This window comes from Reticulibacter mediterranei (assembly GCF_016587455.1).
Genome location: NZ_BNJK01000001.1, coordinates 362506 through 386120 on the forward strand (window position 1 = coordinate 362506; position 23615 = coordinate 386120).

General features: G+C 53.7%; 14 protein-coding genes and 1 pseudogene. 11 read left to right on the top strand and 4 right to left on the bottom strand.

The window, feature by feature from the left end; genetic code table 11:
* Positions 1 to 97: 97 nt before the first annotated feature.
* The 3 genes and pseudogenes from K3T83_RS01795 to K3T83_RS56090 all read left to right on the top strand — a co-directional run bounded on the left by K3T83_RS01795 (position 98) and on the right by K3T83_RS56090 (position 5685).
* Positions 98 to 3250 (top strand): winged helix-turn-helix domain-containing protein, encoded by a 3153-nt coding sequence (locus K3T83_RS01795; RefSeq protein WP_220201274.1) that lies wholly within the window; start codon positions 98 to 100, stop codon positions 3248 to 3250.
* Between the two features lie 174 nt (positions 3251 to 3424).
* The gene (locus K3T83_RS01800; protein ID WP_220201275.1) at positions 3425 to 4882 is read left to right on the top strand and encodes a glycoside hydrolase family protein; all 1458 of its coding nucleotides are present in this window, start codon (positions 3425 to 3427) and stop codon (positions 4880 to 4882) included.
* 226 nt (positions 4883 to 5108) lie between these two features.
* A pseudogene (locus tag K3T83_RS56090) lies at positions 5109 to 5685 on the top strand (cytochrome P450).
* Between the two features lie 137 nt (positions 5686 to 5822).
* Here K3T83_RS56090 and K3T83_RS01815 read toward each other — a convergent pair.
* Together K3T83_RS01815 and K3T83_RS01820 are read right to left on the bottom strand one after the other, a co-directional pair.
* A complete protein-coding gene (locus K3T83_RS01815; RefSeq protein WP_220201277.1) occupies positions 5823 to 8480 on the bottom strand; it encodes a LuxR C-terminal-related transcriptional regulator in 2658 nt (885 codons plus the stop codon).
* 340 nt (positions 8481 to 8820) lie between these two features.
* Positions 8821 to 13788 carry an eCIS core domain-containing protein gene (locus K3T83_RS01820; protein WP_220201278.1) on the bottom strand — a complete coding sequence of 1656 codons (4968 nt, stop codon included), beginning with the start codon at positions 13786 to 13788 and terminating at the stop codon, positions 8821 to 8823.
* 378 nt (positions 13789 to 14166) lie between these two features.
* On the opposite strand from K3T83_RS01820, the gene K3T83_RS01825 reads away from it, so the two are divergent.
* Both K3T83_RS01825 and K3T83_RS01830 read left to right on the top strand, forming a co-directional pair.
* Complete coding sequence (locus K3T83_RS01825; protein WP_236064783.1) at positions 14167 to 14481, top strand: ArsR/SmtB family transcription factor; 315 nt, start codon at positions 14167 to 14169, stop codon at positions 14479 to 14481.
* Positions 14478 to 14894: an SRPBCC domain-containing protein gene (locus K3T83_RS01830; RefSeq protein WP_220201280.1), complete on the top strand. Its 417-nt coding sequence runs from the start codon at positions 14478 to 14480 to the stop codon at positions 14892 to 14894. Before K3T83_RS01825 ends, K3T83_RS01830 begins: the two co-directional genes overlap by 4 nt.
* A gap of 270 nt (positions 14895 to 15164) precedes the next feature.
* Here the strand turns inward: K3T83_RS01830 and K3T83_RS01835 are convergent, their stop codons facing one another.
* Positions 15165 to 17960 (bottom strand): winged helix-turn-helix domain-containing protein, encoded by a 2796-nt coding sequence (locus K3T83_RS01835; RefSeq protein WP_220201281.1) that lies wholly within the window; start codon positions 17958 to 17960, stop codon positions 15165 to 15167.
* Between the two features lie 476 nt (positions 17961 to 18436).
* Between K3T83_RS01835 and K3T83_RS01840 the strand changes: the two genes are divergently transcribed.
* The 5 genes from K3T83_RS01840 to K3T83_RS01860 all read left to right on the top strand — a co-directional run bounded on the left by K3T83_RS01840 (position 18437) and on the right by K3T83_RS01860 (position 22398).
* Entirely contained in the window at positions 18437 to 19396 is a 960-nt protein-coding gene (locus K3T83_RS01840) for an NADP-dependent oxidoreductase (protein ID WP_236064784.1), read from the top strand.
* Positions 19397 to 19490: 94 nt separating this feature from the next.
* Complete coding sequence (locus K3T83_RS01845; RefSeq protein ID WP_220201282.1) at positions 19491 to 20393, top strand: SDR family oxidoreductase; 903 nt, start codon at positions 19491 to 19493, stop codon at positions 20391 to 20393.
* Positions 20394 to 20528: 135 nt separating this feature from the next.
* Positions 20529 to 20924, top strand: coding sequence for a RidA family protein (locus K3T83_RS01850; RefSeq protein ID WP_220201283.1), 396 nt, complete (start codon positions 20529 to 20531; stop codon positions 20922 to 20924).
* 94 nt (positions 20925 to 21018) lie between these two features.
* Positions 21019 to 21966: an NADP-dependent oxidoreductase gene (locus K3T83_RS01855; protein WP_220201284.1), complete on the top strand. Its 948-nt coding sequence runs from the start codon at positions 21019 to 21021 to the stop codon at positions 21964 to 21966.
* A 105-nt stretch (positions 21967 to 22071) separates the two neighbouring features.
* Positions 22072 to 22398 carry a rhodanese-like domain-containing protein gene (locus tag K3T83_RS01860; protein ID WP_220201285.1) on the top strand — a complete coding sequence of 109 codons (327 nt, stop codon included), beginning with the start codon at positions 22072 to 22074 and terminating at the stop codon, positions 22396 to 22398.
* A 554-nt stretch (positions 22399 to 22952) separates the two neighbouring features.
* Here the strand turns inward: K3T83_RS01860 and K3T83_RS57720 are convergent.
* Positions 22953 to 23114, bottom strand: a complete 162-nt coding sequence (locus K3T83_RS57720; RefSeq protein WP_220201286.1) for a P-loop nucleotide/nucleoside kinase family protein — start codon at positions 23112 to 23114, stop codon at positions 22953 to 22955.
* 201 nt (positions 23115 to 23315) lie between these two features.
* Between K3T83_RS57720 and K3T83_RS57100 the strand changes: the two genes are divergently transcribed.
* Complete coding sequence (locus K3T83_RS57100) at positions 23316 to 23450, top strand: hypothetical protein (protein WP_268963424.1); 135 nt, start codon at positions 23316 to 23318, stop codon at positions 23448 to 23450.
* The last annotated feature ends 165 nt before the right edge of the window (positions 23451 to 23615 follow it).

Sequence of the window (23615 nt, forward strand, 5' to 3'; positions counted from 1 at the left end):
CCCTCTATTACCTAAATACGATTTCTGTGCTATATTTTCGAAGAAACAATGAATTAGGTAATATATTTCAACACGCTTTCTTACCTAAGGAGCTTGCATGCCCAAACGAAGGCTTTCTCTCATACAGTGGTCGAAGTCTGCGCACGCCTATGAACTTTCGGGGAGCGAGAGTTCTGCTCTCGGTGAAATCATCTCGGAGCGTTCTGCTTGGTTCGCATGGTTACAAGATATCTCTTCCTTTGCCTTCCAGAGTCAATCTGGAGTGCATTATACCGTGCGTAAAGAACATGTCCAACGCAACGGACCCTATTGGTATGGCTACCGCTCTTTCCATGGGCGAACCGTCAAGCGCTATGTGGGTCGGACTGCTGATCTCTCTCTTGCGCGCTTAGAGGAGGTGGCTGAGCGCTTCACCGATACCACCCCTTCTCATATCGATCCCTCCACACTGCCTTCTTCCCCCTTGCCATCTGCTCCTCTGCTCGTTTCCAGGTTCCGTCCGCCTCGTCTTCCACCTGTCCTGGTCGAGCGAAAGTGTCTGTTTGCTCAGCTTGATGCCTGGCGCTCACGGAAGCTCACCTTGCTCTGGGCGCCAGCCGGTTTTGGCAAAACCACGCTCGTCAACTCCTGGCAGAGCAAACAGAAAGATCGTCGCAATGGGTCTCATATCGCATGGGTCTCACTGGAGGCCAAAGACAATGACCCGACGCATTTCTGGCGTTCTCTTATTAGTACCTGTCAAACCTGGCAGCCAGGGATTGGGGAAACGGCACTCGTGCATCTGCAACGGGTTTCTGTCCTTGAGCCGCCACTCGCGTCTGTCCCTCTGGAACTCCCTCTGACACTCTTTCTCAATGACCTCGCGCATCAGGTGAGTGAGGGCATCTTGATCCTGGATGACTACCATAGCATTGTGGAACCTCGTGTTCATGAGACTCTGGTCTTTTTCATTGAGCATCTTCCCGTCCATATACATGTAATGATCTTAACACGAGATGAGCCAGCCCTTCCCCTCGTGCATTGGCGCGCGCACGGAGACATCCAGGAACTCTCTAGTACTGATCTTCGCTTCTCGCAAGAGGAAACAACCCACTTTCTCCAAGAGACTACGGCATCTGCATTTTCAGAGCAAACGATTACACAGCTCGACACACTCTTGGAAGGATGGGCTGCCGGTCTGCGCTTGCTGGTGTTGGCCGGGCAACTGACACGGGAAGGTGTGGAACGTCACCTTTCTACCCTCAATGAGGGCCAGCCCTCTGGCACCTTTCGTGGCCAACTGCTCGATTATTTTGTCAGTGAAGTGCTTGTTTCCCAACCCGAGGCGCTTCAGCTCTTTTTACTACAGACAAGTGGACTTCCCCGCCTGACGGGCCCTCTCTGCGATGTAGTTACCGACAGGCATAACAGTGCTGCGCTTCTGGAAACGCTCGAACGCGCTGGCCTCTTTCTGGAAGCACTGGACGAGGCGGAACTGTGCTATCGATATCATTCTCTTTGGGCTTCAGCCCTGCGCATCGAGGCTAGCCAACGTCTAGGCGAGGAGGCACTGCATGCCATCTCAAGACACGCGAGCCGCTGGTACGAGCAGCATGAGCTGGCAAGAGAAGCCATAGAGACGGCTCTGTATGTCCACGATGTGGAACGTGCAGGAGTGTTAATAGAAAGCTTTGGCGCAAGCGGACAGCGCTATGAACTGCAAACCCTACGAGGGTGGCTGGAACAGATACCGGACATGGTGGTGCATGCTCACCCAGCTCTCTGTCTCTACGCTGCTCTCACCTTCCAGTTTCAGGAGGCGGGGCCGACTCCTCCCGGAGCAGTCAAGGGACGCATCGAAGAACTGCTCCAAAGAGCCGAGGAAGGCTGGCAAAGCCTTGGGAAACTGACCTGGGTTGGTCTGTCCTTCGCCTTTCGAGCGCTCATCGCTTCACTTCAGAGGTCATACTCTCAGGAGGCAGTGGAGCATGCCACGAATGCCCTGAGGTTGCTCGAAGCCAGAAGCTCAGATGATGTTGACGATCTGCGAGCGACTATACTGGAGTGGCGTATTATCTGCCTGGGAATTATCGAGTCAGCCGCTTTGCATCAGGGACGCTTTGAGGAGGCCAAACAGCTTCTGCAGGAGGCGCTTACATGCAGCCAGGAAAGTTCCAACAGGCAGTTCCTAGGCGAAATCAACGTGAGGCTGGGAGAGGTCTCTATGGCCTTGGGCAAACTCCTTCAGGCGAGTGAGTATTATCGACAAGCTCTCTCTCTGGGACAATCGCAGGAGAACAATGAGGAATGCGTACGGGCGTTGCTCGGCCTAGCCCAGCTCTCTTTCGAATGGAACGATCTGAAGACTTCAGAACAGCAAGCAAGTGAAGTGCTGGAATTGACGCAAAAGGTGGAAAAGGCAGGCAGCGAGCAAGCCGCTTATCTACTTGCGCTTCTCTGTTCTGCACGGGAGCAGAATGCCGCAGCCTTGCTCCAACTTGCCGCTCTCCTGGCTCGTCTGCAAGCTACGCCAACGCAGGATACCCGGGAACTATTCTCTGAAGCTTTGGCTTTGCAAGCTCGCCTCCACCTGGCAACCGGTGATTATCTGGCGGCACAGCGCAGTTTCACGCTGTTGGAAGACTCAGCGGAGGAGCGTTCCTTTGCCCAACAGATGATGGTGAATATCCTCCAGGCGCGTCTCCAGATGGCGCAGGGAAAGGTGAATGAGGCTGTGTTTCTGCTTGAGCAGCTGTATCAGGTGGCTCAGGAGAAGCAGCATCTGCGCAGCCAACTCGAAATCCAAATGCTTTTGGCGTTAGCTCAGGCTTCCCGCAAGCAGAAAAACGAGGCCCGCAAATGGCTCCAGCAGGCACTCTCCCAGGCACACAACGAGGGCTTTCTCCGCATTTTCCTCACCGAAGGAGAGCCCCTGGCCCACTTGCTGCGGTCTCTGCTGCCTGGCATTCGTGAGAAAGCCCTGCGTTCCTATGGACAGACGATCCTGCGCGCCCTGACGAGAAGACCCGAAGAGGCGCTCTTCCTCTCTCCCTCGTCAGTTTTCGGTCGTCCGCCGCTTGAGCGGCTCTCCCCACAGGAAAAACGTGTCTTGCGGCTCCTGGTCGCCGGCTGGAGCAACCCCGAGATCGCCAGAGAACTGGTCATCTCTGTCAACACCGTCAAGGACCATGTCAAACACCTCTACGGGAAGCTGGGCGTCAGCAATCGCCTGGAAGCCTATGAGGCGGCACGCCGCCTGGACCTGTTCTAATCCCACGCTCCTTCCACGCTTTCCTTTGCCTTGAGAACCACCCACAAAACCACCTCCCCGGAGGATGTGCCTCATCTGGCTGCCCATTATACTTCCAGCAGGTGCTTGAAGAAGCGCTCATATGTAGCCATAACGAAAAAATGTTATCACCCCATAACCGAAGGAGTATAGTATATGAGCCAAGAGAATAGTGCTCTCAAAAGAGCACTAGGAAGCGAGACGCACCCTGGACAAGGTTCCCCGCTTGGCATCGTGCGAGGACCACTCTATGGGCACCTGGGAATCAAAGCAGACGTGTTCATGCCGCAGGTCCATCAATTGGGAGCGCACCTGGTCAGGCTCTTCCTTTTCTGGGACCAGATCGAGCCAGAGCAGGGACACTTCGTCTGGGAGGCCGTTGACACCTTGCTGGATCAACTGGGGCCGTCCGACGAAGTGTGGATCACCCTCAATACGAGTTCTAAGTGGGCCACCAGGCATGCAACCACTTTCCAGCCGCCGTCCCCGGCCCTGCATCCAGAGGAGTTTGAGCACTTTGTGTTGACATTGGTTACTCATTGCCAGGGACGGGTGCACTATTGGCAATGCAATAATGAGCCAACCAACCCCCTGCTCTGGGAAGGGACAGCTGCCGACTACGCCAATCAGCTCAAGGTCTTCTCGCGTGCCGTCAAAGTTGCCGATCCTAATGCCATCGTGGTTCTTGCTGGCGCGGTTGATGCCTTCCATTCGTCAGCCGACTCCCAGAACCCTGACGCGCAAGCGGAGCACGCCTTTTTTGATCATCTGCTGCAGGAAAGCGCTAACGACTTCGATGTCTTCGATCTGCATCTGTATGGAGACCACTATGCTATCCCAGCAAACATCGAGGTCGTCCGTCAGAAAATGGCTGCTCTGGGCCATCAGAAGCCCATCTTCTGTGGTGAGTACAACGGTCCGAGCTTCTTCAATTTCGCAGAGAACCTGCCCATATTGCAACGGCTCTTTGAGCGGATGCTCGCATACCCACAGAGCGACTCGCAGGCACAGGCGGCACAGAGCGACGCGGTAGCCGAACTGTACGAACAGATGGCCACACTGCCGCCACAAGTCCAGATGTTTATGGAGGGTTGTCCTGCCGAACTGGAGGAGAAACGCCATAGGATCAACTGCCGCGAAGTGGTTTCGCGTTGCCTGCTTGCCCTTTCCGGAGGCGTCCAAAAAATGCTCTGCTGGAATCTGGCGAACGAGAAGGTTGATCGCGCCAACCTGATGCATCTGCTCTTCGACAAGCATAAGCTGTTTGATTACGAACGGGGCGCGTTCAAGCAGCCCTATCCGGCGGCAGAGACGCTCCGCCGAATGGTCGATGCGCTTGGAGATGTCGAGCGCGTGCAGCGGATCGACCTGCCCGAACACCCAGGCATCTACCTGTTTGAAGTGCAGCGGCGTGAGCAAGGTCTGCTGTTTGTCATCTGGGAGCGGCGCGATGCCCTTGCAGGCGAAGACGATCCTGCCACACCCGTGTCGTGGCAGTGGTCCTGGTCACAGGCCCAGGCGATGGATGTGTTTGGCGAGGCCATTCCAACGCAGGTGCAAGAGGGCCAGATACACCTTGCGGTCTCCCTCACGCCTGTGTTTATCGAGCCATAAGGGATGAATCGCCCAAAAGATTTTTGAACGGGAGAGACAAACGTTAAATGGAACAGGCTCCGTGCTCATCCGTGAACTAGTACGCCGACGAAGCCTGAGCTGGTCGCGAATCGTCGTCCTCGCGCTGGCCTTTGGGGTGATTGAGGAAGGGCTCGTCACACAGAGCTTGTTCAATCCCCACTTTCCTGGGATTGGCTACCTGGGAACGTATGGCCGCTGGCTCGGTGTGAACTGGTACTGGTATGAAACCACTGCCACCGTTTTAACCTGGCTTTGGTGTTTGTTGGCACAATATCCCCAGGTTGAGGAACGTTTGCACAAGGAACTGGATGATGTCCTGGCTGGACGACTACCAACAGGAGCCGACCTGCCTCGACTTCCATATCTCCGGTTAATTCTTGAAGAGACCTTGCGGCTCTTGGTTGGAAATGCGCAAGGCCAGAGAAGCCGACGAACTTGGGGGCTATACAGTGCCGAAAAATACCATCCTCATCTGGAGTCCCTACTTGCTTCATCGGCACCCAGATTTTTGGGTGCAGCCAGAGCGATTTGACCCGGAACGGGCCAATCTGCCTACCTCCTTGCATCAACAAGCCAGAGAAGCCGACACGTGGATTCCATTTGGGAATGGGCCTCACCGCTGCATTGGGCAGCACTTTGCTATGATGGAGATGACTTTACTAGTGGCAACGATCGCTCAACGTTATTGTCTTCTTCTTGCGCCTGGATATCGACCAGAGATTGAGCCGTTCATCACTCTGGGAGCGCGACAGGGATTGCCAATGCTCAAACAGCGCCGATAAACAGGGAATGTATGCCGATGAGAAGAAGGTTCCTGATGATGGAACTCCTTTTCATGGAGTTTCTGAAAAGAAGTATAGAAGCTCCAGCACGTTGGTGCAACCCCGAGGGAAAAGGTGAGCCAACCAAGCGCCAGTTCTCAGACGAGATGGCGCTCGATGGCATGGCGTGTGGCCGCGCTGCGTGATTTGACCCCCAACTTATTGAAGATCGAAGCGACATGGGTGTTGACCGTTGGCAGGCTCACGACCAACTGCCTGGCTATTTGGGGATTTGTCAACCCTTCAGTTAGCAAAAGTAGCACTTCCATCTCCCGCGCAGTCAGACCAGCGGCAGCAGTCACAGCATGGCACGCTGGCATAGTAACGGATGAGCGTACTGAGTCCGGGGTAGGCATGAGAGCCATTGCTGACGGCCACGCGGTCAGAGCTTGTTCAGAAGTCATGCTTCGTCCCTTGGCCCAGGCCGTACGCAAAGCGTGTTCACCTGCGCAACTTTGTGCCAGTGCCACTGCCTGCTCATAGGCATGACGATGCACTGGAGGCAGAGGAGCAGAGATTGCTTCTCGCAGGTGTTCGGCTGCTCCCCAGAGATGTCCCGCCCACAAGGACTTCTGGACACTATCTTCTTCATTGGCCTGGGCGATCACTGCCGCCGCCAATTCTTCCAGACAGGAGGAGAGGAACTCTTTATCGCCGATCTCTTGTACCATTGCCAGACAGGTTTCATAGAGCCTACGCGCCGTGGCGTAGTCACGTTGAGCCAGGCTCAACCCTGCCAGATAATACGTCCCCCTGGCGATGCCCCACGGGCTTGCCAGCTCCTTGCGCAATTGCAAAGCCTCCTCCAGATGGGATCGGGCGGTGATCTCGTCTCCCCCCTGGAGCGCCAGCAGGCCTGAGTAGCTCAGGGCAGCAGCAATCCCCTGCTTGTATCCGACTTCTCGGCTCAGTGCGAGACATTCCCTGGCCAGGCTCTGTGCTCTGGGTGGATCGACCTGCGAGAAATACAGGCAGCGTATCAGGCGGACGAGGGCATAGAGCATCCCTTGTTTATCCCCTTGCGTTCTAAAGAGAACCAGCGCTTCCTCGGCCAGGGTACGTGCTCTGGCGAAGTGTCCCTGGCTGGCGGCTCCATAGGCCTGGGCTGCCAGAGCATACGAACTTCCAATCTGATCGCCCACCTGCTGGTAGAGCGCGAGCGCCTGCTCGTACAAGGTGCGTGCTCTAGAATAATTGCTCCTGTCCTGAGCGGCATCGCCCAGCAGGAACAAGGACAGAGCCATCCCTCGGATATCACCCATCTGCTGGTAGAGCGCCAGGCTCTCACTGCTCAACTCCTGGGCCAACTCATACTCATCGCGCCAGATCGCCAGCCGTGCGGCCTGATTGAGTGCCCGAACACGCACTGTCGGATTCCCCCGGTGTTCTGTCTGTACCCAGTCTAGCCAGCGATGCCCGTCACTGACATGGCCGCGTATATACCAGAACCAAGCCAGGCTCGTTCCCAGGCGCAACGCGTGCTCGATCTCCTCCTCCCCTCCGGTCGTTGCATAATCAAGCACCGCTCGCAGGTTCTCCTGCTCACGGTCCAACCGGTTCAGCCAGATCACTTGTTCAGAACCCTCCAGATGCGGCTCGGCTTGTTGCGTCAGGGACAGGTAGTAGCGTGCGTGGGCCTGTTGTGCAGCAGCGCGCTCCCCACCCGTTTGCAAGCACTCCAGCCCGTACTCACGCACCGTCTCCAACATAATCAGGCGTGGTTCCCCATCAGGCTGCTCCACCTGGCACAGCAGGTGGTTCTCCACGAGCAAACCTATTTCATCCAGAATGGTGTTTGGAGCAAGTCCTGCGGCCTGCGCGAGCACCTCGGCAGCCTGGAGCGTACAGCCGCCAGTACAGACCGCAAGCCAGCGGAAGAGCTGCTGCCCCTGAGAAGGCAAGAGGTGATAGCTCCACGCAAGTGTATCGCGCAAGGTCTGCTGGCGAGCAGGGAGATCACATGGGCCGCCAGTCAGGATTTCCAGACGACGGGATAGGCGTGCTAGCAGGGCCTGTGGCGACAACAGTCGAATCCGTGCGGCAGCCAGTTCTATCGCCAGAGGAAGACCATCCAGGCGTACGCAGATCTCAGCAATGGGGCGTGCATTGGCCTCTGTCATTTGGAAATCTGGCTTGATGGCCTGCGCACGCGCGACGAAGAGAGTCAAAGCCGCGTACTGCGAGAGGGCTTCACGGGTTTGCCGGCGCTTGAGATCGGGCAGAGGTAGAGGAGACACAGCGAACTCGTGCTCCCCGTAGAGCCGCAGCGGGGCACGGCTCGTGACCAGGATAGTGAGGCGCGGGCAAGCGACCAGCAGATCAGCAAGCCTGGGAGCGGCAGAGAGCACGTGCTCGAAGTTGTCGAGCAGCAGTAGCAGCGACTGCCCGCCAAACACCTTTTGGAACTCTTCCAGGATCGAGCGAACACTGCCATCTCTAAGCCCAAGCGCTTGAGCAAGAGTTGGGAGCACGAAGGCAGGATCGCGAAGTGCGGCCAAAGGCACTAAGCAAATTACATCCGCAAAGCCTGCTGTAAGGTCATGAGCAAGAGCAGTCAAGAGTCGTGTTTTGCCAACGCCTCCTGGACCGGTGAGGGTGAGCAGGCGAAGATCGGGACGACGCAGCAGGGCAGAGAGTGTAGCGTGTTCTTGCTCACGTCCTAAGAGGGGCGTCATTTGCCCAGGCAGGTGGGAAGAAGGCGCTTTATCAGTCCCAGGGACGGGGCAGAATTGCAAGGTAGAAATTGTATATGTCATCGTCGATAGTTCTCCAATGTCTTTGCTCTCATCGCACGAGATTAGGGAATGGTGGTAGTAGAGATGACAATAGTACATCTAGGGTTCGTCCTACAGAGACAGTCACAATGATTGGAAATGGACACACATCAGATAAAACACACAATGGATGAGAAAAGTTACAGGCTTCCCCATGTTCTTCTACCCCTGGAGGATAAATCATTTTCCTCTGTAGGAGCAATAAAGACGCAGAGGAACCTGACACCAATACTAACATTGGCGTCAGGTTCCTCTCCTGATACGTCGTAGTAGAATGGACCCTCAAACAAAGTGCTAACAATGCCAGAGTGACCGAAATGATCTACTCGTTGTTGTTTTTGAACATCCAGAGCGTGCCTGCACCGGGCCGATAGGTGATAAGATGATCCTCCAGGCCAGTGTGGTCGTGGTCGAAGGTAACCAGCCGATCACTTCCAACCCGCAAATCATAGCCTCCGATGCCGCTGTCCGACTGGTAAACGATCGTGAAAGTGTTGTCGCCCTCATTCCTCAGCATCCAGATTGTGCCTGCTCCGGGTCGATACAAGACAAGGTGGTCTGCACTCCCACTTCCTTCGAAGTCGAAGGCAAAGACTTGATCGTCGGAACTCTTGAGGTCGTAGCCCCCAATGCCTCCTCCTGATGCAAAGACGTTACGGAAGGCTCCATCGTCATTTTTTACAATGTAGATCGCCCCCCCGCCTGGGCGGTAGAGCACGAGGTAATCCAGCTTGCCACTGTGCTCGTAGTCGAAGGCGAACACACGGTCGCTGGAAACCTTGAGATCATAGCCGCCAATGCCACTGCCTGATGTAAAGACGTTACGGAAAGTCCCATTGTCATTTTTCACAATGTAGATTGTGCCTGCTCCTGGGCGGTAGAGCACGAGGTAATCCAGCTTGCCGCTGTGCTCGTAGTCGAAGGCGAACATACGGTCGTCGGAACTCTTGAGGTCGTAGCCTCCGATGCCAGACCTTGACTCAAAGACACTGTGGAAGGTGTTACCATCATGCTTCACGATGTAGATTGTGCCTGTTCCTGGGCGGTAGAGCACAAGGTAATCGAGTTTACCACTATGCTCATAATCGAAGGCGAACACACGGTCGCTGGAAACCTTGAGATCATAGCCTCCGATGCCACTGCCTGATGCAAGGACGTTACTGAAGGTTCCATTGGTATGCTTCACCATGTAGATTGCGCCTGCTCCTGGGCGGTACAAGGTAAGGTAGTCCAGCTTGCCACTGTGCTCGTAGTCGAAGGCAAACACCTGATCGTCGGAACTCTTGAGGTCGTAGCCTCCGATGCCAGTTGTTGTTCGATAAATCGGGGAGAATTGAGAAGGATTGTGTCCCAATATCCACATTATCTGTGCGCCCGGTCGATACAAGGCAAGATGGCCTGGTTTACCACTGTGGTCGTAATCGAAGGCAAGCACCTGGTCAGCCGCATCCAGGAGGTTATAGCCGCCAATACCGTTGCCTGATTGGTAAACGGACGTAAATTGTCCATCACTGTTCAATAAGATCCAGATCGTGCCCGTTCCTGGGCGGTACAGGGTCAGGTAATCAAGCTTGCCGGTTCCCTCAAAGTCGAAGGCAAACACCCGGTCGCTGGAAACCTTGAGGTCGTAGCCGCCGATGCCACTGCCTGATGCAAAGACGGCCGTGAAGGTGCCACCATCATTCTTCACGATGTAGATTGCTCCTCCGCCCGGGCGGTAGAGCACGAGGTAATCCAGCTTGCCATTATGCTCAAAGTCGAAGGCAAACACCCGGTCGCTGGAAATCTTGAGGTCATAGCCTCCGATGCCAGTTGTTGAACTGTAGACAGAAGTGAAAGTGCCACCGTTGTTCTTCACAATAGAGATCTTGCTTGTTCCTGGGCGATAGAGCACGAGGTAATCGAGTTTGCCACTGTGTTCATAGTCGAAGGCAAACACCCGGTCGGCTCCATTGTCGAGACTATAGCCCCCAATACTGGTAGAATTGTAGATGGTGGTAAAGGTATTACCAGTATGCTTCACGATGGAAATCAGACCTGTTCCCGGATTACCTGTTCCTGGACGATAGAGCACGAGGTAATCCTGATTGCCACTGTGCTCATAGTCGAAGGCAAGCACCTGATCAGCAGCATTGTTGAGGGGAAAATTCCCGATGCCATTAGTTGTCTGATAAACAGGTAGAAACTGTCCTTCTATGTCATCATTGTGCTTCAGAATCCAGAGTATACCCTTTCCTGGACGATAGAGCACGAGGTAATCCTGATTGCCACTGTGCTCATAGTCGAAGGCAAGCGTCTGGTCAGCCGCGTCTTTCAGATCATAGCCGCCGATGCCATCTGAAGATTGAAAGACGGGCGGAAATTGTTCTGTTGTCGAGGGGGGAGGAGCGTGCAGAGTAACAGCGTAAGCGTAGCCATGCACTCCTGCGAACATCGTGCTCTCGTCGTTGATGAGCATACGTGTTTCATAATCGCCAGTACCGACAGTGCTGCTGAGGAGCACACGACGAATAACCTGTCCATTTGCCGGATCGATACGATACACGTAACCATAAGATCCGGCGAGGAGTTGACTATTAAAGCTCAGCACATTGACAGCAGCATAGCGATTATCAGCAAGATTCGCGGCCCACATTGTCCCCGACCAGGTATTGAGATCGACGCCGTAGACGTAGCCATGAACGCCAACGAAGAGCTTCTGTCCGTCCGTGGTGAGCCGTGTTGTATAGTCTCCCACCCCAATAGAGCCTGTTACAAGCAAACTGTGTTGTACCTGGTCCTGGCGGGGATTGAGTTGATAGACATACCCATTTGAACCGGCATACAGGCTACCGTTGGAACTGAGCACATCGACAAGAGTATAGCCAGCATTGGGTAAACTGGTACTCCAGGCAATCCTTGACCAGCTACTCAGGTTGACACCATAGACGTAGCCATGCATACCGATGAAGAGAAACTGCCCATCTGTCGCTAAACGGGGGGTGTAGTCACCTGTGCCAATGCTGCTCAGAGTCAAGTTTTGCGTAACTTGACCATTCGCTTGATTGAGTTGATAGACATACCCATTGGAGGCGGCGAAGAGACTGGTATTGGAGCTTAGAACATCGACAATTGTGTATCCAGCATTGGGCAAACTGGTACTCCAGGCAACCTTCGACCAATCATTCAAATTGACACCATAGACATAGCCATGCACTCCGACAAAAAGCATTTGTCCGTTGGTAGCAAGGCGCGTCTCATAGTTGCCAGCGCCGACCGAACCTGTCACGAGCAACTGGTGTAAAATGGAGCCGTTTTTGGGGTCAATTTCGTATATATACCCCTGAGAGGCTGAAAACATGCGGCTGTTATAGTTCAAGACACTGGTGACAGCAAATCCACTGTTCGGCAAACTGGCGCTCCAGGGGGAAGTGAGGTCTTGATCCTTTGAGACGGCATAGATGCGAGGGTTAGCCAGGCCCACGATGATATCGTGCACCTCTGGAAAGATCTCATTATTGCAGTAAATCTGCTGTGTATCATTCCACTTTTCCAGACTCAGCATTTGGTTAGTACTATCACGGACGGTTGTGGGGAAGCGATTGCGCAATTGCTGAGTCGTCACGTCGGTCTTCCCACTTGCCAGCAGATCCAGGATACTCTGTTGAGACTGTTGAGCGGTCTCGCTGGTGATGCGCGTCCCATCGCCTCCGTTCGCCCCGCTCAATAGAGTGGCGTCACCCCAGATTTCGTATGCGTTGGGGTGGGCAATCGAGCCGACCCAGAGGGATTTGGCATTGTAGTTATCGTGAATAAGGCTGCTAGAGGATTGTGTGATCAGGCTCCCCATGAAGGTCAGGTATTGCTGATAGACGGCATCCAGTTTGGATGCTCTTGAGAGAAGGCCTGTTGCCTGTAGGCGCTGCGCGTATGTTGGTTGATCTTCAACGGTTTGCGGGTCATTGGATAGCCCACTATAGTCAAGGTTGTAGAGCTGACGCCCGGATAATCCCGGTTGGAGATTGGTCGTCAGAGACTTGATAATATCCCAGTCGGCAACAAGCAGGGTTTGTTGCGTTGCCGCCCATTCGATGAACCACTGCATAATCAAGTTTTTGTTGACCAGATGTCCGGCGGCGAAAGAGTCTTGCAAGAAATGGTCGGCGTAGCCGTGATAGACCCAGGCCTGGTAGGTAAGGCGGATACGCTCATTGGGATCAGAGGTCTTGTAGGCACGCAGGGCCAGGTCGCGGGCGATCAAGTAGGATGACTGCCAGCGATACCACGAATATGGGGCGAAATGGCAGGCGTTACGAGCCAACAGACCTGTGTAATGGTCCTCGCCCCTCAAGCCCAAACCCTGGGTTAAGGTATCGACGGCCTGGGATTGTAGGAGCTTATCGATGAGACTGGGCACGTTCGGCGAGGGAGCATAGACGGAACCCTGAAATTTATCATTTACGTTTTTGCCGAGCAGCTTATTAAGCTGGATATAGCCCTCCTGTCGAATGTACTGTAACAGAGGGAGAAGAATGTTTTGGGGCAACGTATCGATAGATGAGGGGGTAGAAACATAGTCGGGCAGAGCATTAAGTTCTCCATAAGTGACGAGCAACCCGCTGCCAGACAAGGTTAGCGTTCTGATCCAGGGGCACTGCTTATTGATCTGGCTCTCTGTCACGCTTTCCGGGTTCTGATGCCAGAGCCAGAGCAGATCTATTTCGCGCTGGAGGATCTCAGCACGTTGAGTGCCGTTGGTGGAAATGGCATACAAATCATTAGTTGGAACATCTCCCAGGGCACGATGCTCAAAAGAGTCATGGCACTGGATGATGAGAGGATGAGCGGTACTGCTATGGCGAGAGACTAAGGCTCTACTGTCCAGGCCGGACGCGATGCTCACAGGCTGGCGCTCAACAACCTTGTTGGCAATAACCTTTGCTTCGTGTTCCCACTGATCGCCCGGTTGCCCCAGGACTACATCATCCAGGACTGTTTGAGGGCCAACCTGACCCAGCGCTTGCTGGATGACATGAGACATCTCGTGCGCTAAGAGCCGCACCCCTTCCTTTGATTGAGGCTGATACGCACCAGAAGCAAAGAAAATGTCTCTACCACAGGTAAAGGCATCAGCGTTTAACGTGTGGGCAAGCGCGTTGGCCGCCTCCCCGGTATGCACCCTGACGGCTGAGAGGTCCAGGCCGAAACAGGCCTCCAACGTCTGCTGGATGCCTTGATCAAGGCTCTGGCCGCAAGATCGCGCCGCATTGATACGCTGCTTCAACTCACCTATTTTTGTTTTTTCAAGCATGACTCGTTCTCCCTGTTTCGTGATTGCTCCACGTTTTTATGGTAAAAGCGTTGAGGCGCATCCATCGCCCTTTGCAGGTGATTGGATTTGGACACCTTTTTACAGCGCTGTCCAGAAGCCTGGAGTCCTCTCAAGGCTAGCGTCAGAACGCTCCCTAAAGATAGATCCCGTCCGGTTGTTATTTCCAGAATGAGGACTCAATTTTTCTGGCCACCACTATAGTCTATTCAGAGAGGGCCAAACAGACATCATATGAATGAATGATGTTTGAGAACGAATCAGATATCATAAGAATGCATGAGGTGAACAAGCAAGAGCCGTTCTTTCCTCTTAAGCGTTGACTTAATTAAGCAGTTACTTTATAATATTGGCATGGATATGTTCGTTGCACTTGCAGATCCAACTCGAAGGTCCATTTTAGAACTGCTCGCCAGCAGCGGCGAGTTATCCGCGACTGCAATCTGTGAGCACTTTTCTGTCAGCCCACAGGCAATCTCGCAGCATCTCAAGGTATTGCGCGAGGCAAATCTGGTGGTGATGGAAAAACAGGCGCAAAAGCGCCTCTATCGCCTCAATCCACAGGTGCTCTCCCAATTTGAGGTCTGGGTACAACAAACGAGGCAGCGATGGAGCGAGCGCTTTGAAGTGTTGGATGCAGTCCTTGAGCGCGAAAAACAGAAGGAAGAGAAATGACCAACCAGAACGAAACAAAGATTCATGCGCAGCCAGGTCACCAGGAGATCCTCATCACACGCGAATTCGACGCGCCACGCGAGCTTGTTTTCAAAGTCATCACTGATCCGAAGCTTCTACCGCAGTGGTGGGGACCGCGCTACCTTTCAACTGAAGTGGATAAGATAGATATGAGATCCGGCGGTCAATGGCGCTTTATCCAGCGAGACACTGAGGGCAGGGAATATGCGTTCTCCGGCGTGTATCACGAAGTCCTTGCCCCAGAGCGGATTATTAATACCTTTGAGTTTGAAGGATTATGGGAGCAAGTCATCAAATGGTGTGTGGAGGAAGGACACCAGATTTATCGTTTACGTCGTGGGGCGACATTTCGTTTCTATGTTTTACCAGCGTCTTGTTCACTTCAGCCCTAGTAGAGAAAGGTACTTAGTATGTTAGACGGCATCATTTTACTTACGTGGGTCTTCCTACCGTCTGCGTGGCAAAGAACCGGTCTCTCTGATGGCAAAACCCGATCTTTCCGTTGTTCCAAGTAATGGAAAAGCGTCAGTCTGATGCCGGGTTTTAGACCGGAATTCCGCCTACTTGACAGCCAGAATTTACAGAGCGCGACGGATGGTTCCTGCGACGAGCCAAAAAGAGACCCATGAGTCACATTTTCCATGAAGTAATGCGTGGAGGCTTTATGATGCTGAAGAGAGCAGGCCAAGAATACGGGCCCGTATTGCTGCTTGTGTGCGATTGGTCACTCCGAGTTTGCTGAGAATATTACTCACATGGTGTCTGGCCGTATCATTTGAGATCGCCAGCGTTTCTGCAATCATCTGATTAGAGGCACCTTGCGCAACCAGTCTCAGCACTTCGTATTCCCGCGCGCTCAAAAGGTCGAGCAACGGCGAACTTACATCTGACTGCTCCTTCTTCGCTTGCCTCATCTGTACTTCATGTGCATCATCGAAGGCGGTCAGGAGCGTCTCCAGATAGGAGATCGAGTCTCCCTGGTGTCCTTGTTTTTTCAGTCGGCCTAACAGATCTGCCATCTGGACCCCCTCGTCCACAAAACAACGGATGTAGCCTTCGGGAGCTGCCAGATTGACTGCCTGGGCAAGCGTGGCAAGAGCCTCCTGGCTCTGTAGACGCATCTGGTAAGCTTGGGCTTGTAACAACCACATTTCCAAAACATGGGCCCACCGCCCCGTCGCCTTCGCCCGCACGATCAACGGTGCCAGCAAAGCCAGCGCCCTATCAGGTTGGGACTCGGTAAGCGCTATTCTGGCAAGCGAAACGCCCTGCCGTTCTCGTGCCAACGGGGACACCAGCGGTTCTTCCCGTTCCAGATTCTTAGCCCATTGCCTGGCTCGTTCCAGATCCCTACACGCAAGCCAGAAACGAACCTGATCCACATTACTGTAGAGCGCATAGCAATACGGCGCCGGCATCCTTTTCCAGGAGTCTTCCAGCAATTGATTTGCCCTGGCGGCTTCTTCTAAATCTCCTCGTGAGAGTGCGAGCTTCAACAAAATAGTGTATCCCAGCGGCAACAGAGCGGTGATTTCAGCCTGTTCCCCAAATTGGATTGCTTGCTCAACGAGATGCTGAGCTTCCTTGAGCCTGTTCCATTCACGCAGGATATCTGCCTGACGGGCATATGTCCAACAGACAGTAACTGGCAAATGCCCATCTGGAGTTTGTGCCCGTTGAATGGTATGCTCAGTAAACTGCCAGGCGTCATGCAATCTGCCAGCCATAGTAATATCCCAGCTTGCCCTTGTCAGACAGATGTTTGCAAGAGCAGTATCTCCTTCAGCTGCCGCGGCTGTATTTCCTGCTTGCAGCAACTGAATAGCAAGTTCGAAGTGCCCCAGAGATAAAGCGGCCAAGGATTGAGCGAAAGTAACCTGGACATGAGCCGCTTGTTGCTGCTCAACAAGATGGGTGAGAGCCTCATTACAATAAGCCCGCGTGGCTCCTGCATCACCATCATAGAAGCCTACGACCACAGCCTGCAAGGCAGCAATCTCGCCCAGAAGACGAGTCGAGGCCTCTGGCTTTTGTGCTGGCGTAATTCCCGTAGCATTTTCCTCCCTTGCATGGAGAACCGCCCACGCCATCCTGGCATCGCGCAGCCAATCTTTCGTGATACGAGAAGGAGTGTTCCAAAATAAAGCATGAGTATATGCCAAACACAAACGCGGTCGCGTACGAACAACATCAGGAGGCAGGTGTTCGATCCAGAATGGGGCATTTAGCCGACTCCAGATGCTCTGGCTCGGAATGCGCTCGATAAGCTCTGTTACCCTGGACCACTCTTGAATATAGATAGCATGCTGGATGGCCTCGTTCTCATAAAGATGGCTGTCGTACCACTGACTGGCCCGTAGGTTCAGTATGGAAACATTGTCTGGGGAGATTTGCTGTAGACGATGACGTAACGCCTCGGCAAACAGGGGATGGTACGTATACCACTGATGCTCTTCATCGAGCGGGCTGAGAAACAGATTGGCGTGTTCCATTTCCTCCAGGATGGATTGACTGTCCTGTTGCTCTAACACTGCATTACACAGGGCAGGAAATAGACGGTCCAGAATTGAGGTTTGCAGCAGGAAATTTTGCACTCTGCTTGACTGCTGTTGAACCACTTCATCCAGCAGGTATTCAAGGATAGCACGCTGGCTTCCATGGAGCTCATGGAGCAGATCTCTTGGGTTCGATCGTCCCCGCAAGGCAAGTGCTGCCAGGTGCAATCCCGCGCACCAACCCTGTGTGCGGGATTGCACCTCTTGCATATCCTGCTCGGAAAAGCGAAAGTCCACTGCCTTGCGGAGAAAGATCGTTGTCTCCTCCTGCGTATACCGTAGCTGTTCGGTCCGTAATTCCTGGATCTGCACACGTGCCCGCAGCCGGGCAAGCGAGAATGGGAGGTTTGCGCGTGTGGAGAGAACCAAGCACAGGGTAGGCGGAAGGTGCTCAACGAGAAAAGAGATGAGAGCATGAATGGTTGGTTCGGTAATCTTGTCATAGTTGTCTAGAACCAGCACCATACGTTCGCTACACTGGGCCAGGTTATTGATCAAGGCCGTGAGCATTGCTTGCCATGCTGGTTGGGACTCTTTTTGCAAGAACGTCAAAGGGAGGGCAGAGATCCCCGACTTACAACGTTCTAGAGCAGCCAGGACATATATCCAGAACTGGGATGGTACGTTGTCGCATGTATCGAGAGAGATCCAGGCCGTGTGCGGATCATTGGGTCTGAACATACGAACCCAGCCCGAAAGTAGGGTCGTCTTACCAAAACCAGCAGCAGCGGAGACAAGAATGGCCTGACTTTGAAGTCCAGCATCAAGCAAAGCAGTGAGACGGGGACGGGCAAAATAGGTGCCTGGGAGTGTAGGAACAAAAAATTTGGCTGCCAGCAATTGGTCGAGTGGTCCCTGTGTGGGGAACCTACTCGAGCTGTCTCCGTAGTTTGCACTATCCATGGTCGCCCCTCCTTCCTGACTTTGATTTTTTGCACTGCCCACTTTTACTGCTGGGAAAGAAACCACTCTTCAGAGTATTGTCCCCTAAAGTTCGTTCAGGTGTCAAGATCTTGCTGACGTATTCACCCAGATCCCTCCAGAAGCCAGGATTATCAGACGCATGGTAGGATGGTCGATACCACTTTTGTGTGGATTCCTTACTGGCATGCCTGCCGTTGGAAACACCCTTTTTGGCCCATGATTTTTTCGCCTCCTCGCGGTACACTGACCGAGATCATAACAAAGCAAGCCAGGATAAAAATGGCCTTACGGTCAATGTGCTTTTCTCACAACGTACAGAAAGCTTATTTCGGATGCATACAATTCTTCTCCATACAAAATGGCAGGCACCCACGCTCACGTATCCACCTACGCCTCGTGTTCGCCCGCTACATCGCCTGGCTCTCTTTCGATGATCGCAGAAAGGAGAGAAAACAGTGATAGACAAGGAACAACGCATGCAAGCGATCGCCATTACCGCCTTTGGCGGCCCTGATCAACTCAAGCTTGTGGATCTGCCTGTGCCATCCTGTGGCCCAGAGCAAGTCCTCATCAACGTCCAGGCAACCGGCGTCGGGATGTGGGATGTGAAAACGCGGCAAGGAAGCATAGTATTAGAAGGGCAACAGTTTCCGCTCGTTCTTGGTTGGGAATCAGCAGGGATCATTGCAAAGGTGGGAGAGGCAGTCACGGGACGGGATGTGGGAACCCACGTGATCTGCGCGACATACCAGGTCGGCATTGGTCATTATGCTTCTGCCGTGGCTGTCCCTGCGAATCTCATCGCTCCAATGCCTTCCTCGCTCGATGCCCTGCATGCATCAGCCCTTCCCATCAACGGGCTAACCGCTTTCCAGGCGATTTTCGAACAGCTGAAGATCCAACCGGGAGAAACGCTCTTGATTACCGGTGCGGCGGGAGGAACCGGCACGCTTGCTGTCCAACTGGCTGCGCGCGTTGGAGCACACGTCATGGTCACAGCAAGGAACGAGCACCACCCGTACCTTCAGCAACTGGGAGCAAGCGAGCCCATTGACTATACGCAAACGGACTTCGCGGAGGCTGTCCACGCGGCTCATCCTGAGGGCATCGATGCGGTCCTGGACTGTGTTGGGGGAGAGACAGCGGCAAGAAGTATGCAGGTGATACGCGAGAGGGGACGGCTCGTCAGCATTGTCGACCTTGAGCAGGTGACACCCACCCGTCATATTGACACGCACGTACTCTACTTCCGCCCTGATGGACGACAATTGGCCGAACTAACGAAGCTGGTGGACCATGGTCAGTTGACGGTTCACCTTGATCAGGTGTTTCCCCTCGGAATGGCCAAGTTAGCTCATGAGCGACTGGAGACGCGGCACCATCAAGGAAAAATCGTGCTCGATGTATCAAGATGAAGACCCTCTATGGTCAAATCCTAAAAAACCATGAGAAGGTATTGTCCACACGACCGAAATCCTAACCGTACGTTTATTAATGGAGGATTTTCCCATGAGAGTTTTTGTTACTGGCGCGACCGGTTTTATCGGCTCCGCCATCGTCCGCGAACTGATCGAGGTGGGCCATCAGGTCCTCGGCCTAGCGCGCTCAGATGCAGCTGCGGCCTCGCTTGTTGCCGCCGGCGCACAGGTGCATCGTGGTTCCCTCGATGATCTTGACAGCCTGCGCAGCGCAGCGGCTGCATCCGACGGCGTCATCCACCTCGCGTTTATCCACGACTTCTTCGCGGACTACGAGGGCGCTGTGAACACGGATCTGCACGCCGTCCAGGCAATTGGGGCAGCGCTCGAAGGCTCCGGCAAGCCGTTTGTGATCACCTCGGGAACATTGATGCTCACATTCTTTCTCCCGCAAGGGCGTCTCGGGACGGAAAAGGACGTGGCCGACGCCGGGTTGGTCGCCCCCCGGGTCGTAGCGGAGAACACGGCGCTCGCTCTCTCCCGGCGCGGCGTGCGCTCATCGATCGTGCGACTGTCCCCCTCGGTTCACGACACAAAAAGAGGCGGCTTCACGCAGACCATGGTCGCTATCGCCCGTGAGAAGGACGTCTCCGGCTACGTCGGCGATGGTTCTAACCGCTGGCCCGCTGTGCACCAACTCGATGCTGCTCGCTTGTTTCGCCTGGCGCTGGAGAAGGCCCCAGCGGGATCGGTGCTGCACGGAGTCGCGGAAGAGGGCGTGCCGACCCGCACTATCGCCGAGGCGATCGGTCGGCATCTCAATCTCCCGGTGGTCTCCATCGCTCCAGAGGACGCGGGCAAGCACTTTAGCTGGCTCGGACCCTTCTCCTCAAGAGACAACCCGACGTCGAGCGCGCTGACCCGCGAGCTGCTGGGGTGGCAGCCAGTACACCCCACGCTGCTCCAGGATCTCGAAGAAGGGAACTACTTCTAGAATAGGATCTATTGGACCGATAAGAAGATGACTCGCATGCCGATGTTGTTTGAGAGAAAATGTCCTTTGAAAGGAACGTTGAGCTTTCTCGCATATGCTCTCAAATCGAGATAGGGATAACCAAGGAGACGAAGAATGAACACAATCCACAATATAGGGGTGGCAGCGCAGATTGGTCGCGGCAATGATAGCTACAGTGATGGGGTAGAGGTCCCAGGTAATGCTCGCTGGTTGTATGTGTCCGGAACGCCAGGCATCAAGCTTGATGGAACCATACCAGAGACGATTGGGGAGCAGACCAACCAGGCCTGGAAGAATATTCTGGCAACTCTGGAATCCGCTGGCATGGGGATAGCCGATATCGTGAAGGTCAACCAGTATCTGATTCACGCGGAGGATAAATCGGCCTATATTCAAGTTCGAGGCCGTTACCTGGGTGGGTTTCGTCCAGCAGGCATGTTTTCTGTGGTTACCGAATTGATTTACCCGGAAATTCTCGTTGAAGTTGAGGTCATTGCGGCAAAAGCGTAAGAAAGCCAGAGCCAACAGAGAGCCATAAAAAAATACAAGTGTGGAGATGAACGCTGAGGCTGCATATGTACGTTTTAAAGGAGACATGTAAGAGATGAAAGCTATTCGCCTATATAGTCAGAGCGGACCCGATCAATTTGTGTTCGAAGATGCACCGAAACCTCAGCCAGGAGTAGGAGAAGTCCTGATTCGTGTCCATGCGACAAGTGTGATGTGGCAGGAACCTACCTGGTCGGAAACCTGGCAAACACCGGCTGGTATCGAACGTCAGCATCCCATACCAGGTCATGATGTTTCTGGCGAGGTCGTTGAAGTGGGACCCGGCGTCGCTGGTATAGCCGCAGGAGAGGCTATCTATGCGCTCACCGAATCCTGGAGGGATGGCGCGGCTGCGGAGTACACGATCGCACGCGCGACTGATGTGGCGCCCAAGCCACGAACCCTTGGGCATATACAGGCAGCCGGAGTCCCCCTGGTTGGACTGACAGCATGGCAAGCGCTTTTTGAGCACGCAGGGCTTACCAGTGGGCAATCTCTTCTCATTCATGGTGCCGCTGGTGGCGTAGGAAGCATGGCGGTTCAAATGGCAAAGTGGGCTGGTGCCACTGTGATCGCGACAGCCTCTGCACGCAATCATGAATTCCTACGCACGTTGGGAGCCGATGAGATCATTGATTATACCACCACGCGTTTCGAGGATGTGGTGCGTGATGTTGATATAGTGCTTGATACCATAGGCGGTGAGACAGTAGATCGCTCCTGGCGCGTTCTAAGGAAGGGCGGACTGCTCCTGAGTGTGTTTAGCCCCCCATCCCAGGAGCAGGCTGCCGCCTTTGGTGTGCGTGAGCTCTTTTTTATCGTCAAGCCCAATCGAGAACAGCTCATACACATCGGGGACCTGATAGATACAGGCCAGCTCCGACCAATCATCGAGCGGGTCTTCCCTCTCTCAGAGGCATCCCAGGCGTTTGAGCAGGCCCTACAAGGGCACACGCGCGGAAAAATCATTTTGCGCGTAGAGGGCGAGGAAAAGAGCAATTAAAACGTCTCTCGTCCTGCTCAAGCCACAGTGATACATGAGAATACCATTGAGGAACAAATCGAGCAGGTACAAGCAGCGAAGTAAAACGTGATGAAGGAGAAAATATTGAGAACCATTGACCATCAAGAGCTGAAACAGAAAATGGACCACGATGAATCCTTTCGTCTGGTGATGGCTCTGAATGAGTGGCAGTACCAGATGAAACATATTCCTGGTTCCCTGTACTTCTCCACCATCCAGGGCGCGCTGGCCGAGCTTCGCAAAGAAGACGAGATTGTCGTTTACTGCTCCGACCGAACCTGTATTGCCAGTACCGCTCTCGGTAAAGTGCTTGAGAACCAGGGCTATACCCAGCTGCTGCACTTTGCCGGTGGACTGGCCGAGTGGGAACAGGCAGGCTATCCATTAGAAGGCAGGGATGCCAAGGCCTGATCGTGTTAGCATCAGTAGCCTGTAAATTCGTGTCGGGGGTCTCCAGAAAGGAACAAGCGAAAAGCGTGAGAAGAATGAGAAGCAACGAAACTGCCCATCTTCAGAATCTGACCAGCTTCCTTTTTTATTGTCTCAGTAGCTGTTACACCCTCAATATGTATCCGTTTCAGTCAAATCCAAACAGAACGTGCCAGAAGGGCGTCACATGACTGGAGATGAGTGGAGTCAACTCGCGAAATCCCCTTTTTGAAGTGAGAAAGCCACTCCAGAACCTGTTTCAGGAAGGGTAAAAAAGACATGTCTATGGCCCATCTGACGATAGCCATAGACATGTTTCCCCCTCTCTATATCTCGTGATCTGCGATTTCTTCGGCCATTGTTTTGTATTTTGAGAAGCTCAGCTCTCGATCAATTGCAGCGCTTCGTCCCAAGAAATGGATAGGCTCCATATAGAAATATGGCAAATTTTAGATGAATGAGAAGCATGGTTTTCCGCAAACTCATCTTCCGCGTTGCATTTATCATCTTGCTGATGTAGCAAATTGGCGATCCATTCAATATCCATCGATGGTAGGATCGTTTCCAATGAAACGAATTGACCACTCATCCTTCGTGATTCTGACTGCACCTGTTTGTTCTTCTAGCTTCTTTGCAAAAGTCGTTTTACCAGCACCGATACATCCACAAATGAGATACACGAGAGGTTTTCTTTTCATACACGTTATTCTACCAGGTTCTCAATCAAATGAAGAAACTACGCACAGGCGTTGAGGCTAAAAATAGGTGCTCGCCTCCCCAGGATTCGAAATGGAAGCACGAACAGACTCTAGCTCTCGACCCGTCACAGCCCTCTTGCACGACTTCCCACCTGCTGCAAGCACGCGGCGAGATGCTCTCGATCCTGATGATGAGAACGGTTGAGATGGCGTTTTGATGAGGAACATGCGTATCATCTCACTCAGCCTGAAGTCGCTAGATACCTCATTCAGACGACGAAGGAACTGGCCGAACTGCTCGGGATCTCCCTGGACGAGTGGACGCACAATGGATAAATTCCGTACGAGAGCGAGGAGAGCGCCTTACACGCTTCCTCGTCTGGTCTCTCTTCATCACTGTTGCCTGGACACTGATGACGCTTCTCCTCGTCAAGACGCTGAGCCTGGGTTGGTCGCCCTGTGAGAGAGAACCTCTTCAAGGCTAGTAATTGCGTTTCAAAG

Excerpts from the sequence above, each read along its gene's own strand:
- K3T83_RS57720 (WP_220201286.1), bottom strand. The coding sequence starts at position 23,114 with ATGAAAAGAAAACCTCTCGTGTATCTCATTTGTGGATGTATCGGTGCT.
- K3T83_RS01845 (WP_220201282.1), top strand. The coding sequence starts at position 19,491 with ATGAGAGTTTTTGTTACTGGCGCGACCGGTTTTATCGGCTCCGCCATC.
- K3T83_RS01835 (WP_220201281.1), bottom strand. The coding sequence starts at position 17,960 with ATGGATAGTGCAAACTACGGAGACAGCTCGAGTAGGTTCCCCACACAG.
- K3T83_RS01800 (WP_220201275.1), top strand. The coding sequence starts at position 3,425 with ATGAGCCAAGAGAATAGTGCTCTCAAAAGAGCACTAGGAAGCGAGACG.
- K3T83_RS01815 (WP_220201277.1), bottom strand. The coding sequence starts at position 8,480 with ATGACATATACAATTTCTACCTTGCAATTCTGCCCCGTCCCTGGGACT.
- K3T83_RS01825 (WP_236064783.1), top strand. The coding sequence starts at position 14,167 with ATGTTCGTTGCACTTGCAGATCCAACTCGAAGGTCCATTTTAGAACTG.
- K3T83_RS01850 (WP_220201283.1), top strand. The coding sequence starts at position 20,529 with ATGAACACAATCCACAATATAGGGGTGGCAGCGCAGATTGGTCGCGGC.
- K3T83_RS01830 (WP_220201280.1), top strand. The coding sequence starts at position 14,478 with ATGACCAACCAGAACGAAACAAAGATTCATGCGCAGCCAGGTCACCAG.
- K3T83_RS01855 (WP_220201284.1), top strand. The coding sequence starts at position 21,019 with ATGAAAGCTATTCGCCTATATAGTCAGAGCGGACCCGATCAATTTGTG.
- K3T83_RS01820 (WP_220201278.1), bottom strand. The coding sequence starts at position 13,788 with ATGCTTGAAAAAACAAAAATAGGTGAGTTGAAGCAGCGTATCAATGCG.
- K3T83_RS01795 (WP_220201274.1), top strand. The coding sequence starts at position 98 with ATGCCCAAACGAAGGCTTTCTCTCATACAGTGGTCGAAGTCTGCGCAC.